Raw genomic sequence first — 15,169 nt, forward strand, 5'->3', positions numbered from 1 at the left:
TGCTTTTGATCTCATTTTAGTCTTCTTTAATCATTTCTTCATATTGTTCAGCAGTCATTAATTTATCCAATTCGCTGCTGTCAGAAACTTCAATAACAATCATCCATGCTTTTTCATATGGAGATTCGTTCACAAACTCAGGGCTGTCACTTAAATCTTCGTTAACTTCGACAACCTTGCCGCTAACAGGAGCATAAAGCTCGGAAACCGTTTTAACAGATTCAACACTGCCAAATGGCTCATCCGCTTTTACTTCATCGCCGACTTCAGGAAGCTCAACAAATACGATATCTCCCAGTTCGTGCTGTGCAAAATGAGTAATCCCAACACGCACTTTTTCCCCTTCAGCTTTTACCCATTCATGTTCCTCAGAATAACGTAAATCCTGTGGTGTAGTCATAAAAAAATCCCTCCATAAATTTAATAAAAATCTATCATCGATAAAATCGATTACACTATGTAAGAAGTTGAAGAGAGTGGTTTAAGCTCTTACAGCCACTTTTCCTCGTACTCAGCTTCTTTAAAACCCACCGTTACCTTTTCACCATCAGTTAGAATTGGTCTTTTGATTAACATTCCATCTGATGCAAGTAAGTCGAGGAGTTCATCATCTGTAGCTGACTTCATTTTATCCTTTATACCTAATTCACGGTATTTTAAACCGCTGGTATTAAAGAATTTTTTTAAATCCAAGCCGCTTTTTTGATAAAATTCCCTTAAATCCTCACGAGACGGGGGATTCTCAACAATATGTATTTCTTTGTAGGAAAGATGCTGAGCATCCAGCCATTTCTTCGCATTTCGACATGTACCGCATTTCGGATACCAGTAAAAAGTCAAAGACATCTGTTTCACCTACCCTTAAAACCTAAAAATCAATAACGTTTCCCTATCAATTGAATAGTATCATATCAATGTCGAAATTCCTAACAGTAGGACCCGACAAAAAAACCGTATATTAGAAAATTTTCGACTTCATTTACAAAAAATCCTTCTCGATTCCTTAATTATTTTTCTATAAAACGAATAAGGAGGCTGACCTAAATAAGCCAGCCTCCATGATATTAAACAATATAGCGTTCAGCTTCAATTAATACATCTGCAGCTTCACGTTTTTTCGCAATTACATTAATTGGTGTATGACGAGTAAATTTGCGAAGAGCGGACATCATCATGCGAAGGGTATCTCCATGTTCAACTGCGACTAGTGTTTCTTTTGCATCCTGCTCAATTTGATTAAAGGCTTCCTGGCAGAAGATTTGCGTATAAAGAAGCTTTTGTTTGCTCTTTTCTAGGCCCTCTTTTGCAATCGCCTTTTCTGTACGTAATACGACTGATTCCATTGCATAGGCATTAGAAACGATATCAGCTATATTCACGAAGATTTCCTGCTCTTTTTCAATCGCTTTGCCATATTTTTGAGCAGCTAATCCAGCCGCAAGCAAGCCGATTTTCTTCGCGTTTTTCACTAAATATTTCTCTTGGGCTAATGGCTCATCACCAGGCTCTTCAGGCATAAGCATCATTAGTTCTTCCTGAAGGGCCATGGCTTTTTGGAATAATGGAAGCTCTCCCTTCATCGCTTTACGTAAATAGGTCCCTAGCACCAACAGGCGGTTAATTTCATTTGTTCCCTCGAAAATACGGTTAATACGGGAATCACGGTACGCTCTTTCAATAGCATACTCCTGCATAAAGCCGTATCCACCGTGAATTTGGACGCCTTCATCGACAACATAGTCTAATACTTCACTATTAAAGAATTTATTTAATGAACACTCAATTGCATATTCTGCAATCGAATTAGCAACCTTTTTGATATCTTTTGCTTCTTCCTCAGTAAGCCTTCCTTGGTTATCCTCAAATAAACCAATCGTACGGTATACTGAGCTTTCTGCAGCATAAATTTTGGATGCCATTGTACCGAATTTTTCTTTTGTTAAATTGAACTGGGCAATTGGTGTTTTGAATTGCTTACGGCCGTTTGCATATTTAACCGTGATTTCAAAGGCATTCTTAGAACCGCCAACCCCGCCGACTGCCAGCTTATAACGTCCGATGTTTAAGATATTAAAAGCAATAACGTGACCCTTACCAAATTCACCTAGGAGATTTTCTACCGGAACCTGCACATCCTCTAAAATAAGCGTTCGAGTAGAAGAGCTCTTAATTCCCATTTTCTTCTCTTCAGCACCGGTAGAAACTCCGGAGAACTCTCTTTCCACAATGAAGGCTGTGAAGTGCTCACCATCAACCTTTGCATAAACGACAAAAACATCAGCAAAGCCGGCATTTGTAATCCATTGCTTTTCACCGTTAAGGATATAGTGTGTACCGGCAGCATTTAATCTAGCTGTTGTTTTCGCACCAAGGGCATCGGAACCAGAACCCGGCTCAGTTAATGCGTAAGCAGCAAGTTTTTCACCTGATGCAAGCGAGGGCAAATATCTTCTTTTTTGATCATCATTCCCGAATAATACGATAGGCAAGGATCCAATACCGACGTGAGCACCGTAAGAAAGTGAGAATCCGCCAGCCTTTGACATTTTTTCCGTAATGAGTGAAGATGTTATTTTATCCAGTCCCAAACCGTCAAATTCTTCAGGTACATCGGCTGCTAATAGACCAAGGTCGCCCATTTCCTTTAAAAGCTTTACCGTACGGTCAAATTCATGGTGTTCTAAATGTTCGATTTGCGGAAGAACTTTGTTTTCAACAAAATCTTCAGCTGTTTTTCCAATCATTACGTGCTCATCAGAAAAGTCCTCCGGGGTAAAAATACGATCATAAGAAATATCTTCAATTAAAAAGCTTCCGCCTTTAATAATTTTTTCAGTTTGATTTGACATTTTATTTCCTCCTAATCTTTTATCTTGCTATTAGGTCCAATAAGGGAATATGCTTCCACCCCTAATTCTTCTTAAAGTAATTCAAACACTCCGGCAGCACCCATGCCGCCGCCGATACACATCGTTACGACACCAAATTGCTCGTTTCTCCGTTTTAACTCATGAATAAGTGATAATGTAAGTTTGGCGCCTGTACAGCCTAGCGGATGTCCGAGGGCGATTGCACCGCCGTTGACATTTACTTTCTCTTCATTTAGGCCAAGTTCGCGAATAACCTGAATCGACTGCGAAGCAAAGGCTTCATTTAATTCGAACAAGTTGATATCGGATAATTCTAAACCTGCCAGCTTCACAGCTTTTGGTACGGCGACAACAGGACCGACACCCATAATTTCCGGTGGTACCCCACCAACCGCAAACGATCTGAATTTCGCTAGAGGCATAAGACCAAGGGCTTCTGCCTTTTCACGGTCCATTACCATCACTGCTGCAGCCCCGTCACTTGTTTGTGAGGCATTTCCTGCCGTAACTGAACCTGTTACAGAAAAAGCCGGGCGAAGCTTTGCCAGTGATTGAAGGTTCGTATCCGGGCGAACTCCTTCATCCTGAGAAAATTGAATTGTTTTTTCAACGATTTTATTGTCTTTTCCAACAGAGCGGGAGGTAACATCTACGGGAACAATTTCATCCACGAATTTTCCTTCTTGAATCGCTCTTGCAGCACGCTGGTGGCTTCTCACGGCAAATGCGTCCTGGTCTTCACGGGAAATGCCGTATTTCTTGGCAACTTCTTCGGCTGTGTGACCCATTCCCATATAGTATTGCGGTGCTGTTTCTGCCAATTTTACGTTCGGACGAACGACATGCCCCATCATCGGAATAAGGCTCATTGATTCTGCTCCGCCTGCGATAGCTGTATCCGTATGGCCAAGCATAATTCCTTGTGCCGCATAGGCAATTGCCTGCAGTCCTGAAGAACAAAAACGATTAATTGTGATCGCAGGAACCGTATATGGAAGTCCTGCCAATGCCCCGATGTTACGGGCCATATTGTTTCCTTGTTCCGCTTCCGGCATCGCGCAGCCAATGATTAGATCATCGATATTTCCTTCATAATTTCCGGCACGCTTTAATGTTTCTCTTACAACCAATGCTCCTAAATCATCAGGGCGAACATGGGCAAGCGTTCCTTTCTTCGCCTTGCCCACCGGGGTCCGAGCTCCGGCCACGATTACCGCTTCTCTCATGAAAGTACCCTCTCTTTCTTTTAATCTATTAATTTTGTCTAGCTTCAGCGCCTAGCCCCTCGAGGTCGCTTCGGTCCTGACAATGAAGTCAAAAAACATGACTTCACCGTCAGGCCCTCCAGCGCTTGTCGGGGCTGACCAAGGCGCTTACGCTTTTCTTAATTACGTAATGGTTTACCATTAACAAGCATATGCTGCATCCGCTGCTGTGATTTTGGTTCAGAAACAAGACTTAAAAATGCTTCTCTTTCTAAATCTAATAAATATTGTTCATCTACTTCCGTTCCAAATGGTACTTTGCCGCCTGCGATTACAAAGGCTAGCTTTTTGGCAATTTTTAAATCGTGCTCTGAAATATAACCTGACAAGCGCATGGCTTCTGCCCCGAGTAAAAGCGTCGCGTATCCTGTTTCACCTACTACAGGGACCTTTTTGCGCACCTTTGGCTTATAGCCTTTTTCATGTAAAGCAAGAACAGCTTGTTTGGCATCGTATAGCTGATGATCTCCATTGATACTGATTCCATCTGCAAAATTTAAAAAGTTATTTTCGCGTGCTTCGTCCCCGGATGTGGATACTTTTGCCGTAGCAATCGATTCAAACACTTTATTCGCAACATTTTGCAGGTCGAATTGCACGCCATTCGGGATGCTTTCCAAATGTTTTATATAAAGCTCTTTGTTTCCGCCGCCGCCGGGAATTAAGCCAACCCCCACTTCGACAAGTCCCATATATGTTTCTGCGGAAGCTTGAATATGGGCTGCAGGCAAGCAAATTTCTGCGCCGCCGCCAAGTGTCATCGCGAACGGTGCAGCAACGACAGGCTTTGAGCTGTATTTAACTTTCAGCATCGCCTGATGGAAATGACGAACAACCATATCCAGTTCATAAACATTGTCGTCCTGTGCTTCCATTAAAATCATCGCAAGGTTGGCACCGACACAGAAGTTCTTTCCCTGATTGCCGATGACAAGTCCCTTGTAGTTTTTCTCTACTTCATCAACTGCAAAGGTAATCATTTGCAGAATATCTAGACCAATTGCATTGTTAGGAGAATGGAATTCAAGCAGGGCAACCCCGTCACCTAGATCAATGAGGCTGGCGCCGCTATTCTTTTTGATTATGCCTTTTTGTTTCTTCAATTGTTTAAGATTAATTACCTTTGGATTGAACTCCACTGGTTTGTATTCGCCTTTGTTATAGAAATAGAGCTCGTTGTTTTCTTCTTTATAAAAAGATGGTGCGCCTTTTTCAAGCATATCCGTAACCCAAGCAGGCACTTCAAGTCCTGAATCTTTCATTTTTTGAACTGATTTTTCAACACCGATGGCATCCCATGTTTCAAACGGCCCCATCTCCCAGCCGAAGCCCCACTTCATCGCCCGGTCAATGGCAACGATATCGTCTGCAATCTCGACTAATAGCTGAGCGGAGTAGACTAGAACCGGGCTAAAGATGTTCCATAATAATTCTCCGGCGCGGTCATTTGCGTATACAAGCGCTTTCAATTTATTGGCCGTGCCTTTTTCCTGCTTGCTAAGCTCGACTGCAGGTGTTGAAAGCTTTTTACGTGGACCGTATTCTAATGTCGTTGGATCCAATTCAAGAATATCCTTTCCTTTTTTCAAGAAAAATCCTTGTCCTGATTTGCTTCCAAGCCAACCTTTTTCCACCATTGCTTTTATAAATGAAGGAACTTCAAAAACTTCTTTCTCTTTGCCTTCAACTTTATCGTACACATTGTTCGCCACATGAAAGAACGTATCCAATCCAACCACGTCGAGTGTCCGGAAAGTTGCACTTTTGGCACGGCCTATTAACGGTCCGGTGATGGAATCTACCTCGCCGACACTATAGCCGCCCTTTAACATTTTTTGAACGGTAACAAGGAGTCCGTAGGTACCGATGCGGTTAGCAATAAAGTTCGGTGTATCCTTTGCCGTTACAACACCTTTCCCAAGGACATTTTCACCAAAGGTTTTCATGAAAGCGAGAACTTCCGGGTCTGTATATTGTGTTGGAATCACTTCAAGCAATTTCAAGTAACGCGGAGGATTAAAGAAATGGGTGCCAAGGAAATGCTTTTTAAAGTCATCCGATCTTCCTTCGACCATTGCTTCAACGGAAATTCCGGAAGTATTGGAACTTATAATGCTGCCCTGTTTACGATATCGGTCCACTTTTTCAAACACTTGTTTTTTAACATTCAAGTTCTCAACAACGACTTCAATAACCCAGTCAACGTCGCTTAATTTGCTAAGATCATCTTCCAGGTTCCCCGCCTCAATAAGCGCTAAGTTCTTTTCCACAGTTAATGGTGCCGGTTTTTGCTTTAATAATTTTTGAATAGACGTTTGACTGATACGATTACGCACCTGTTTGTCTTCTATTGTAAGCCCTTTTGCTTTTTCTTCTTCGGTTAAATCACGCGGGACAATATCCAACAATAACGTTGGTATGCCTATGTTTGCCAGATGGGCTGCAATTCCCGATCCCATAACACCTGATCCAAGAACAGCTGCTTTTTTAATAAGTTGGTTCAACATTTTCTCCCCCTTCAACACTTTGAATGAATACTCATTCATTTTTATGTCAAAAAAATTTTGCTCATGAATGAGTCCTGATACTATTTACTATAAAATATTTTGAAAATTTGTGCAATCAATAAACGCGGAATTTTAAATATTTTTTGAACTTTTATTTCTCTAACATAAATTTTTTTGGTTGGGCATCCTATTATTGAGGTGATCATGATGGGAAAAATGAAGAAGAACCCTTCAAAAGCAGGAATAAGTGCGGCAAGTGTTGAAGGCAACGCCGGTCCTGATGGTGAACGGGATCGCGGCGGAAAAAAGAACAGCCAAAATAATCAGTTCAAGAAAAGTTAAACAATGAAATAGGAGGATTACACATGCAGCAACAAAATATGAACATGCAAAATCAACAAGGAATGATGCAGCAGCCTCCGGGAGTCATTTCAACTAAAGACTCCCTTTATCTTACAGATATGATGTCATGGAATTTACTTTCTGCTAAAAAAGCACATTTTTTTGCACAGCAGTGTCAGGATCCGCAAATAAAAGCAGAAGCTGAAAAATGCGGGCAAATGCACCAACGGCACTATCAGCAGCTGCTCAATCACTTAGGTCAGCACGCGAACAGTCAGCAGCCATTAAATAATATGCAATAAGAAAAGCGGAAGCGTCCGTTTAGCGCACGACAGGACTGGACCGCTCCGAATGAGATAAAGGAAACACGGAGAGCGATAGCTTTTCCGTGTTGACTTATCGTAATGAGGAGAGGGAAGTCCACTAGTCGCTGGACGCTGAAGCTAGACAAATTCGAAGGAGAATCACCATGAACCAATTCCAAAACCAGCAAAACATTCAGAACCCGGAAACACAAGTGCCAAAAACACCGCAAATGAATGAACGCGATTTTATCAATGACTTATTGACAACAGAAAAATACATGACGACATCATACAGCATGGCTTTGCATGAGGCAAGCCACCAAGGATTATATAATGATATCCTTAACATATTCACGGAAACAGAAAAATGCCAACGCGATCTATATGATTTAATGTTTCAAAAAGGCTGGTACTCAGTAGAGGCAGCCGACCAACAAAAACTGCAGCAATCCTATCAGCAGTTCCAGGGTTATACGAATCAGCTTCCTACTGGGGGCACCTTGCAATAATACAAAAACCGAGGGCAAAGATGCCTTCGGTTTTTGTATTATTCTATATAAAAAGTCTACTTATTTTTGCGATGCTGTTCATTTAACTGTTTGATTTCATACTACCCATTAGACACAGCCGCTTTCTTTAGAATACATCTCCCTCTACCATAAGGAATACAAAGGGGAGTTCCGAATAATGGGTCCCTGGTCACTTCACAATCCATCCCAAACACATTATTAACAAGCTGGCAATTTATCACCTTCTCGGGCTTTCCCTGAGCAAAAACCTGCTGATCCTTAATAGCAATTATATTATGGGCATAACGGCAGGCAAGATTCAAATCATGAAGCACCATGACAACGGTTCTTTTTTTGGACTCATTTAATTCAAAAAGTAAATCGAGTATTTCAATCTGGTGAGTCATATCAAGATATGTGGTTGGTTCATCCAGAAGAATAATGTCTGTATCCTGTGCCAAAGTCATGGCAATCCAGGCGCGCTGTCTTTGACCGCCAGAAAGCGAATCAACCGACCTTTCTTTTAAATGCTCCAAACGAGTAGCCTTCAAGGCCTCATTTACCTTTTTCTCATCTTCTGCCGACCATTGTTTTAACCATGTTTGATGTGGATAACGACCTTGTTTAACAAGCTGCAAGATGGTGAGCCCCTCAGGTGCTGCGGGTGATTGCGGAAGAATTGCCATTTTTTTCGCCACTTGCTTCGTCGAAAGCGTGGCGATTGCTTCGCCCTCCAACAAAATAGCACCCGAGTTTGGCTTGAGCAGGCGGGCAAGTGATCGAAGGAGAGTCGATTTCCCGCACCCATTTGCACCGATAAAGACCGTAATCTCTCCTTTAGGAATGTGCAAATCCAAATCATTAATAATGAGTGTTTCCCCATAAGAAAGGGATAACTTTTTCGTTTCAATCATCCTTGGTTAGCTCCTTTATGTTAGGCATTTCTTGTTTTAAAAAGTAAATAGATAAAATACGGGGCACCAATACCCGCGGTAAATACCCCGGCCGGCACCTCTAATGGTGAAAACAAGGTCCTGCCGATTAAATCGGCGACCATTACTAGGATTCCACCAATTAACGCTGCTGTAGGCAGAAGTGCCCCAAAGGAAGATCCGGCCAGCCTTCTCGCCATATGCGGTGCCATAAGGCCAACGAAGCCAATGCCACCGGCAAAAGCGACGGAACTCCCGATTAAGGCAGTACTAATCATCAATAGGATAAACCGTTGTTTTTGCACCATGCCACCCAAACTTGTGGCAACCTCATCACCAAGCTCCTGAATATTCACCGTTCTTGCTGCGACCATCGCACAAATGAGAAAGAGAACTGTCCATGGAACTAAGGTAGCGACATTCTTCCAATTTGAACCGTACACGGTACCCGTGATCCAAATATTGGCCTGACTCGCCTGATAGATCGGCCCCATAATCATCATTAATGTCGTTAAAGCCTGCATTAATGTTGAGATGCCAATTCCAATCAAAACCAGCCTAATCGAAGATACGCCATTTTTCCATGCAAGAAAATAAACGAGAAAAGCAACGACCCCCGCTCCTAAAAATGCAGCAAAGGGCAGCCATGTTACACTGACAGTTAAGGCATTATTTTTATCGCTAAACAAGGCTAAAAAGGTAACGACCGCTACACTCGCTCCCCCGGTAATGCCAAGTACATCAGGTGAGGCTAGTGGATTTCTACTCATCCCTTGTAAAATTCCACCCGCTACTGCTAACGACATTCCCACCATCAAAGCGACAAAAATCCTTGGCAGACGAAGCGATTTTATAATGAGCGTTTCCATACTAGTCCCGCCGCCAAACAATACCTTTATGACGTTTTGGGGGCTTATTTTCATCTCTCCACTGCCCGTGCTAATCACAAATACGAGAAAAGAAATAATAAGGAGGACTCCAAAAATTAAAGCAGCTTTCCTGTCCATTAAAACTGAAAATCTCTCGTTAAAGAGACGGATATATTTATATTTTTTCATCGGCCATTAAACCCCTTTCTTGCTAGGTAGATAAAGAATGGGGTTCCAATGATTGCTGTCATGACACCAACCGGTGCCTCTGACGGCATTAAAATATATCTAGCAGCGATATCAGCAGCTAGCAACAGTATTGCACCGAGAACGCCTGACATGGGAATTACCCAGCGGTGATCAATTCCAACAATCGCCCTCGTCATATGTGGAACGACAATTCCAATAAAACCAATCGGCCCTGCCACAGCTACGGAGCCCCCTGCCAGTAAAATAACGATGACGCCCACGGCGATTTTTACAAATCCTATGTTTACGCCCAGCCCTTTGGCGACATCCTCCCCCATTGAAAGGATATTCATTTTTCCCGCCATCAGCAGCGCGCAAATCCAGCCTATACCTATGTAGGGTAAAACAGCAAGGAGTGTCGCTAATTTCCTGCCTTGGACAGAACCCGCAAGCCAAAACAATACTTGCTCAAGAGCTGCTTCATTGATAACCAGAAGTCCTTGTGTAAAGGAAGAAAACATCGCAGCCAGTGCTGCACCCGCTAACGTTAGCTTCATTGGTGTTAAACCTCCGCGTCCAACGGAACCAATGGCATAAACACTGAAGGCTGCGACAGCTGCCCCTAAAAAAGCCAGCGCACTAAATGCTTGCAAATCAACATTGGAAAATAAGGTGACGGCAGCGACAACAGCAAATCCTGCCCCAGCATTAATCCCGATAATCCCCGGTGAAGCCAACGGGTTCTTCGTTAAGGTTTGCATCAGCACCCCTGAAATAGCTAAGCTTGCTCCTACTGCCGCAGCAATCAAGGCCCTGGGAAGCCTTACTGTTTTTATTATTAAATGTTGGTTCGAACCATTGTAATGAATAAAAGCATTGATAGTCGTCCTCCAACTCGTTTCTGTATAACCAAAGATAATACTTGCCCAAATGAAAAACAGCATCGTGAAGATAGCTGTCACTAAACCTGCCCATTTTAATGGCGTATTTTTTAAAAGCATGGTTTTAAAGCCTTTCTTAATATATTGATAGATTTAGTCTATCTCTAATTGATAATGATTGTCAATGAAAATCATTATCAATTAGATAAACGTGCTTTTGAGAATGATTTTCAATTAATCATTGACAGCACTCTTTGATTCATTTTATGATAGATTCACAAATGATAATGATTATCATTCACAATTACTCAAGGAGGAATACATAACCAAATGAAAGCATTAAAAACAATTCTATCTCTCTTTTCGATCATGGCGATTTTCTTATTAGCTGCATGTGGCAGCAATAATGAGAAAACAATTGCTACAAAAACAACGGAAGAAAAAAGTTTTACGGTTAAACACGAAATGGGAACGACAACGATTAAAGGCACACCAAAAAGGGTTGTTATTTTAACAAATGAAGGAACAGAAGCACTTTTAGCGATGGGCATTACCCCTGTCGGTGCTGTAAAATCCTGGACGGGAAACCCATGGTATGATCATATTGCGGATAAAATGAAAAACGTAAAAGTGGTCGGCACGGAAAGTGAAGTCAACGTTGAAGCGATTGCAGCACTAAAACCTGATTTGATCATTGGAAATAAAATGCGCCAAGAAAAAATCTATGATCAATTAAGTGCGATTGCCCCGACCGTTTTTGCTGAAACACTTCGCGGTGATTGGAAAGAGAACTTTAAATTATATGCAAAAGCTGTGAATAAAGTAGAAAAAGGGAATGAAATACTCAAAAACTACGATTCCCGCATCGCTGACCTAAAAGGAAAATTGGGTGATAAGCTGAAAATGAAGGTTTCGATGGTGCGGTTTATGGCTGGGGATGTCCGGATTTACCATAAAGACACCTTCTCCGGCGTGATTTTAGACGAACTGGGCTTTGCTCGTCCGGAAGGTCAAAATGCCAATGATTTTGCCGAAAGAAACGTCACAAAAGAACGGATGCCCGCAATGGATGGTGATATTCTTTTTTATTTCACCTACGATACCGGTGATGGTAAAGCATCTTCTTTAGAAAAAGAATGGCTCGGGGATCCGCTATTTAAACATCTCGAGGTGGCGAAGAAAGGAGAAGTCCATAAGGTGAACGATGTCATCTGGAATACAGCCGGAGGAGTGCTAGCGGCTAATCTGATGCTGGATGATATTGAGGAGATTTTTCTTAAATAATCGTTGATTAGTAGACTATAAAGGGAATTTGTTGATATCCTCTGAATTTATGTTGATATCTTCTAAATTTGTGTCGATATCGTCTTAAAATTTGTCGATATGTCAAAATACAGCAAAAAAAGAGCGTGGACATAGCCCGCGCTCTTCTTGTTTTATGCACTCGTTGAGAACATATATTTTTTATAATGGTAACGAATAGAGAAAATTAACCCCAGCCCCATCATATTTCCCATTAACGAACTTCCGCCATAGCTGATAAACGGCAATGGGATACCAGTGATCGGTAAAACACCAATTGTCATCCCGATATTTTGAAACACGTGGAAGGTGATCATACTGATGACCCCTACACAAATATAGGTATAAAAATTATTCTTTGTTTCCATACCGACCTTTGTAATATGGTAAATCAGCAAGAAAAACAAACTAATTAACACACTGGCGCCAATAAAGCCAAATTCTTCACCAACAACACTAAAGATAAAATCGGTTTGACTTTCCGGTAAGTAAATTTCTCGGCGCATAAACCCTTTACCGCCTGTCATACCTGAGCCAATTGCCAGTAAGGACTTGGTTAACTGATACCCTTCTGAACTTTGATAATTATAAGGATCAAGCCAGGAATAGATCCGGCCAAATTGATATTGTTTTACCCCTAAATATTTTTCGAGCAGGTCAGGTTTCACAAGAACGAAGTAAAAAATAACAGTAATCAGTGATACCCCAACTGAAAAAATCGGTACGAGCAATTTCCAGCTGATTCCTGAAATAAAGATCATCCCTAACAAAATAGCGATAAAAACGAGACCAGTACCTAAATCGGGCTGTTTCATGATGAGGGCTAATGGAACCATTGTAACAAGACCAAGCTTTATCAAAAGCCACAAATCAGTTTGAAGCGTTTTAACTGTATTTTTTTGATGATGATCATCAATGACTCGGGCAAGGGTCAAAATAATAAATACTTTAACAAACTCTGATGGCTGTAACGATCCCATTGCAGGTACCTTAAACCAGCTCTTCGCTCCATTGATAACTGGAGCAATACTTGCAGGCGCAACAAGTAATAGCCCAAGCAGAAAGATACCAAATCCATACGCATACCAGGCCAGTTTTTTTAATTGGTCAGAATCCAGGGTCATTATCCCTGCAACAAGACCTGCACTCACTCCATACCAGAGAATCTGCTTTATTAAAAAGTTTTCTTTGTATTGTCCTGTTGTTTGCGCACTATAAATAGCAGCACAGCTCGCCAAAAATAGTAGCATCACAATAAAAACAAGACTGTAATCAAGTTTAGAAGTTGTATTGTTATTTGAAGTCATGCTCATTCAATCTCCTTAATGTAACAAACCAATAAAAGAACCTATACATTTCTCCATTATATTTTTATTGAGCACAAAGTACAACTTCTAACCATGAGATGGTTTTTTTTACATTTTATTAAAATATAATCTCTTAACCTCTGAAGCCATCCACTCGAGATTATTCGGAACCTGCGGGATTCCATACCCAATGTAAAGCGGGGTGGTAACGAATCGCGGGACAATTTTGGCAATAATTTCTCCATTAATATGATGAAAAAATAAATTGTAGCTGCCTGCCTTGAAGGGAAAATGGGTGAGAATATAATGCACTGCTATTTGAAGGTTTTCTCCGAATCTTTCAATATAGCCTGTATCAATCATTCGCACATTAAACTCATAAAATCCTATTCTTGGCTTTGTTGATAGTGTGAATCGGACCCCTTCCGCTTCATGAATAACAATCCCTTCGAAGACCGCAGCATCTATCTTTTCTCTACAATCAATATCATGTAAACCAATAATTTGCATATGGGGATGCGCCAGCGTTCCTCCCGATAACGGGCCATGGTTTTTGAAAAAAATAACCGATTCAAATTCACCGGTTTTCTCCATATCCAACCAATGAGCGACTCCAAACCTGATCAATTTATGTAAATGCTCCGGTGAATACGTCGACAGTTCAGCATCACAATCGTCCGTTTCTATTAACACCGTTTGATACGCATTCTCCAACACAGGGTATTTATTTTTTAAAAGAATGATGGAACCATCGACAGCCAAAATATTGGTTAGCCGGTCTCTATCGCAAAAAGGACATGCTTGCTGTTTATTGCGAATATTTTCAGGCTTTTGGACACCGATGGAAGTATTAAAAAATAGATGGCTTTTATTCAAATGCGTATCCCCTCTCTAACATACTTACTACTATATTTATTGTCTTTTTCTTACTTTTATCATAACACGCATTTAAATATCCACATCATATAATGCTTAATTTACTAAATGGTTGAATAGTGGGCATTTTTACGAATATCTATTAGATAAACAAGCTATAAAAGAAAGGGGGATTTTATGTTAACGAAATTAGAAGCTCTCATTTTAGGGATTATTCAAGGATTAACGGAGTTTTTACCGATAAGCAGTACAGGCCATTTGTATTTAGGGCGAAATTTATTTGGATTGCAGGAAGCCGGGCTGCTGCTTGACACGATGCTCCATGTCGGGACATTGCTGGCTGTGTTTGTTTTTTATAAGGACGAGTTTATGAAAATCATAAAAAATCCCTTTAGTAAACTAACCTTTCTCTTACTTGTCGGGACCATTCCCGCGGTTGTCATTGGACTCTTATTCAAGAACTATTTTGAGGAAATTTCGAAAACGGGGGCAACAATCGGTTGGGAGTTTTTAATCACAGGCATCTTTCTTTGGTTTGCAGACAGCATTAAAAATGGTTATAAAAAGATGGATGATATCAGCTATGCGGATGCCTTTATTATTGGTACCTTTCAGGCAGCCGCTATTTTCCCCGCCATATCCCGTTCAGGAATGACGATTGTGGCTGCACTATGGAGAAAATTAGACAGGGAAACGGCCGCTTATTTTTCCTTCCTTCTGTCAACTCCTGCCATTGCCGGTGCTGTTATCCTACAGTCACTCGATTTAGTCAGCGGCGGTGGCGAAGAGATCTCGTTATCTGCCTTGCTCGTTGGCATTGCCTCCTCTGCCATTTTCGGTTATTTTGCCGTTAGATGGATGATCGGTTTTTTAAAAAAGCATTCCTTAAAACCATTTGCGATTTATGTTTGGGTGTTAGGTGCTGCCGTACTGTTTTTTCAATTTACTGGAAAGTTTTAAAATGCGGCTCGATTTCCGAGCCGCATTTTATTATTTTCGGAAAATGATCCATTCC

General features: G+C 41.2%; 15 protein-coding genes. 5 read left to right on the forward strand and 10 right to left on the reverse strand.

The genetic code is table 11. From position 1 onward, the window contains the following. Positions 1-16: 16 nt before the first annotated feature. From gcvH to J2S10_RS10185, 5 genes are all read right to left on the reverse strand, one after another. Positions 17-400, reverse strand: a complete 384-nt coding sequence (gcvH, locus tag J2S10_RS10165; protein ID WP_307407246.1) for a glycine cleavage system protein GcvH — start codon at positions 398-400, stop codon at positions 17-19. Between the two features lie 89 nt (positions 401-489). Next, a complete protein-coding gene (locus J2S10_RS10170; protein ID WP_307407249.1) occupies positions 490-846 on the reverse strand; it encodes an arsenate reductase family protein in 357 nt (118 codons plus the stop codon). Positions 847-1,064: 218 nt separating this feature from the next. After that, positions 1,065-2,849 carry an acyl-CoA dehydrogenase family protein gene (locus J2S10_RS10175; RefSeq protein WP_307407251.1) on the reverse strand — a complete coding sequence of 595 codons (1,785 nt, stop codon included), beginning with the start codon at positions 2,847-2,849 and terminating at the stop codon, positions 1,065-1,067. Positions 2,850-2,920: 71 nt separating this feature from the next. Further along, on the reverse strand, positions 2,921-4,096 hold the full coding sequence (locus tag J2S10_RS10180; RefSeq protein ID WP_307407254.1) for an acetyl-CoA C-acetyltransferase: 1,176 nt from the start codon (positions 4,094-4,096) through the stop codon (positions 2,921-2,923). A gap of 158 nt (positions 4,097-4,254) precedes the next feature. Next, positions 4,255-6,642 (reverse strand): 3-hydroxyacyl-CoA dehydrogenase/enoyl-CoA hydratase family protein, encoded by a 2,388-nt coding sequence (locus J2S10_RS10185; RefSeq protein WP_307407256.1) that lies wholly within the window; start codon positions 6,640-6,642, stop codon positions 4,255-4,257. Positions 6,643-6,849: 207 nt separating this feature from the next. Here J2S10_RS10185 and J2S10_RS10190 point away from each other — a divergent pair, with 207 nt between their 5' ends. The 3 genes from J2S10_RS10190 to J2S10_RS10200 all read left to right on the forward strand — a co-directional run bounded on the left by J2S10_RS10190 (position 6,850) and on the right by J2S10_RS10200 (position 7,798). Further along, positions 6,850-6,984, forward strand: a complete 135-nt coding sequence (locus J2S10_RS10190; RefSeq protein WP_307407259.1) for a YuzL family protein — start codon at positions 6,850-6,852, stop codon at positions 6,982-6,984. Between the two features lie 23 nt (positions 6,985-7,007). Further along, positions 7,008-7,286 (forward strand): hypothetical protein, encoded by a 279-nt coding sequence (locus tag J2S10_RS10195; protein ID WP_307407261.1) that lies wholly within the window; start codon positions 7,008-7,010, stop codon positions 7,284-7,286. Positions 7,287-7,453: 167 nt separating this feature from the next. After that, positions 7,454-7,798 (forward strand): spore coat protein, encoded by a 345-nt coding sequence (locus J2S10_RS10200; RefSeq protein ID WP_307407263.1) that lies wholly within the window; start codon positions 7,454-7,456, stop codon positions 7,796-7,798. 101 nt (positions 7,799-7,899) lie between these two features. Here J2S10_RS10200 and J2S10_RS10205 read toward each other — a convergent pair whose 3' ends face one another. From J2S10_RS10205 to J2S10_RS10215, 3 genes are read right to left on the reverse strand one after another with little or no spacing between them, the layout of a single operon-like run. Further along, positions 7,900-8,712, reverse strand: coding sequence for an ABC transporter ATP-binding protein (locus tag J2S10_RS10205; protein WP_307407265.1), 813 nt, complete (start codon positions 8,710-8,712; stop codon positions 7,900-7,902). Between the two features lie 20 nt (positions 8,713-8,732). Continuing rightward, positions 8,733-9,788, reverse strand: a complete 1,056-nt coding sequence (locus tag J2S10_RS10210) for a FecCD family ABC transporter permease (RefSeq protein ID WP_307407267.1) — start codon at positions 9,786-9,788, stop codon at positions 8,733-8,735. Next, positions 9,785-10,789 (reverse strand): FecCD family ABC transporter permease, encoded by a 1,005-nt coding sequence (locus J2S10_RS10215; RefSeq protein WP_307407269.1) that lies wholly within the window; start codon positions 10,787-10,789, stop codon positions 9,785-9,787. The genes J2S10_RS10210 and J2S10_RS10215 overlap by 4 nt, the downstream gene beginning before the upstream one ends. Before the next feature lie 210 nt (positions 10,790-10,999). Here J2S10_RS10215 and J2S10_RS10220 point away from each other — a divergent pair, with 210 nt between their 5' ends. After that, positions 11,000-11,953 carry an ABC transporter substrate-binding protein gene (locus J2S10_RS10220; protein WP_307407271.1) on the forward strand — a complete coding sequence of 318 codons (954 nt, stop codon included), beginning with the start codon at positions 11,000-11,002 and terminating at the stop codon, positions 11,951-11,953. A gap of 152 nt (positions 11,954-12,105) precedes the next feature. Here the strand turns inward: J2S10_RS10220 and rodA are convergent, their stop codons facing one another. Both rodA and J2S10_RS10230 read right to left on the reverse strand, forming a co-directional pair. Then, complete coding sequence (rodA, locus tag J2S10_RS10225) at positions 12,106-13,278, reverse strand: rod shape-determining protein RodA (RefSeq protein WP_307408109.1); 1,173 nt, start codon at positions 13,276-13,278, stop codon at positions 12,106-12,108. Positions 13,279-13,386: 108 nt separating this feature from the next. Beyond that, entirely contained in the window at positions 13,387-14,154 is a 768-nt protein-coding gene (locus J2S10_RS10230) for a DUF4931 domain-containing protein (protein WP_307407273.1), read from the reverse strand. 177 nt (positions 14,155-14,331) lie between these two features. Between J2S10_RS10230 and J2S10_RS10235 the strand changes: the two genes are divergently transcribed. Then, a complete protein-coding gene (locus J2S10_RS10235; RefSeq protein ID WP_307407275.1) occupies positions 14,332-15,114 on the forward strand; it encodes an undecaprenyl-diphosphate phosphatase in 783 nt (260 codons plus the stop codon). Positions 15,115-15,169: the final 55 nt, after the last annotated feature.

The sequence above is a fragment of the Neobacillus ginsengisoli genome (assembly GCF_030813055.1).

What these genes read in the sequence shown, in the direction of transcription:
- rodA (WP_307408109.1), bottom strand. Translation starts at nt 13,278, where the DNA reads ATGACTTCAAATAACAATACAACTTCTAAACTTGATTACAGTCTTGTT.
- J2S10_RS10200 (WP_307407263.1), top strand. Translation starts at nt 7,454, where the DNA reads ATGAACCAATTCCAAAACCAGCAAAACATTCAGAACCCGGAAACACAA.
- J2S10_RS10175 (WP_307407251.1), bottom strand. Translation starts at nt 2,849, where the DNA reads ATGTCAAATCAAACTGAAAAAATTATTAAAGGCGGAAGCTTTTTAATT.
- J2S10_RS10185 (WP_307407256.1), bottom strand. Translation starts at nt 6,642, where the DNA reads ATGTTGAACCAACTTATTAAAAAAGCAGCTGTTCTTGGATCAGGTGTT.
- J2S10_RS10195 (WP_307407261.1), top strand. Translation starts at nt 7,008, where the DNA reads ATGCAGCAACAAAATATGAACATGCAAAATCAACAAGGAATGATGCAG.
- J2S10_RS10190 (WP_307407259.1), top strand. Translation starts at nt 6,850, where the DNA reads ATGGGAAAAATGAAGAAGAACCCTTCAAAAGCAGGAATAAGTGCGGCA.
- J2S10_RS10205 (WP_307407265.1), bottom strand. Translation starts at nt 8,712, where the DNA reads ATGATTGAAACGAAAAAGTTATCCCTTTCTTATGGGGAAACACTCATT.
- J2S10_RS10215 (WP_307407269.1), bottom strand. Translation starts at nt 10,789, where the DNA reads ATGCTTTTAAAAAATACGCCATTAAAATGGGCAGGTTTAGTGACAGCT.
- J2S10_RS10170 (WP_307407249.1), bottom strand. Translation starts at nt 846, where the DNA reads ATGTCTTTGACTTTTTACTGGTATCCGAAATGCGGTACATGTCGAAAT.
- gcvH (WP_307407246.1), bottom strand. Translation starts at nt 400, where the DNA reads ATGACTACACCACAGGATTTACGTTATTCTGAGGAACATGAATGGGTA.
- J2S10_RS10220 (WP_307407271.1), top strand. Translation starts at nt 11,000, where the DNA reads ATGAAAGCATTAAAAACAATTCTATCTCTCTTTTCGATCATGGCGATT.
- J2S10_RS10235 (WP_307407275.1), top strand. Translation starts at nt 14,332, where the DNA reads ATGTTAACGAAATTAGAAGCTCTCATTTTAGGGATTATTCAAGGATTA.
- J2S10_RS10210 (WP_307407267.1), bottom strand. Translation starts at nt 9,788, where the DNA reads ATGAAAAAATATAAATATATCCGTCTCTTTAACGAGAGATTTTCAGTT.
- J2S10_RS10180 (WP_307407254.1), bottom strand. Translation starts at nt 4,096, where the DNA reads ATGAGAGAAGCGGTAATCGTGGCCGGAGCTCGGACCCCGGTGGGCAAG.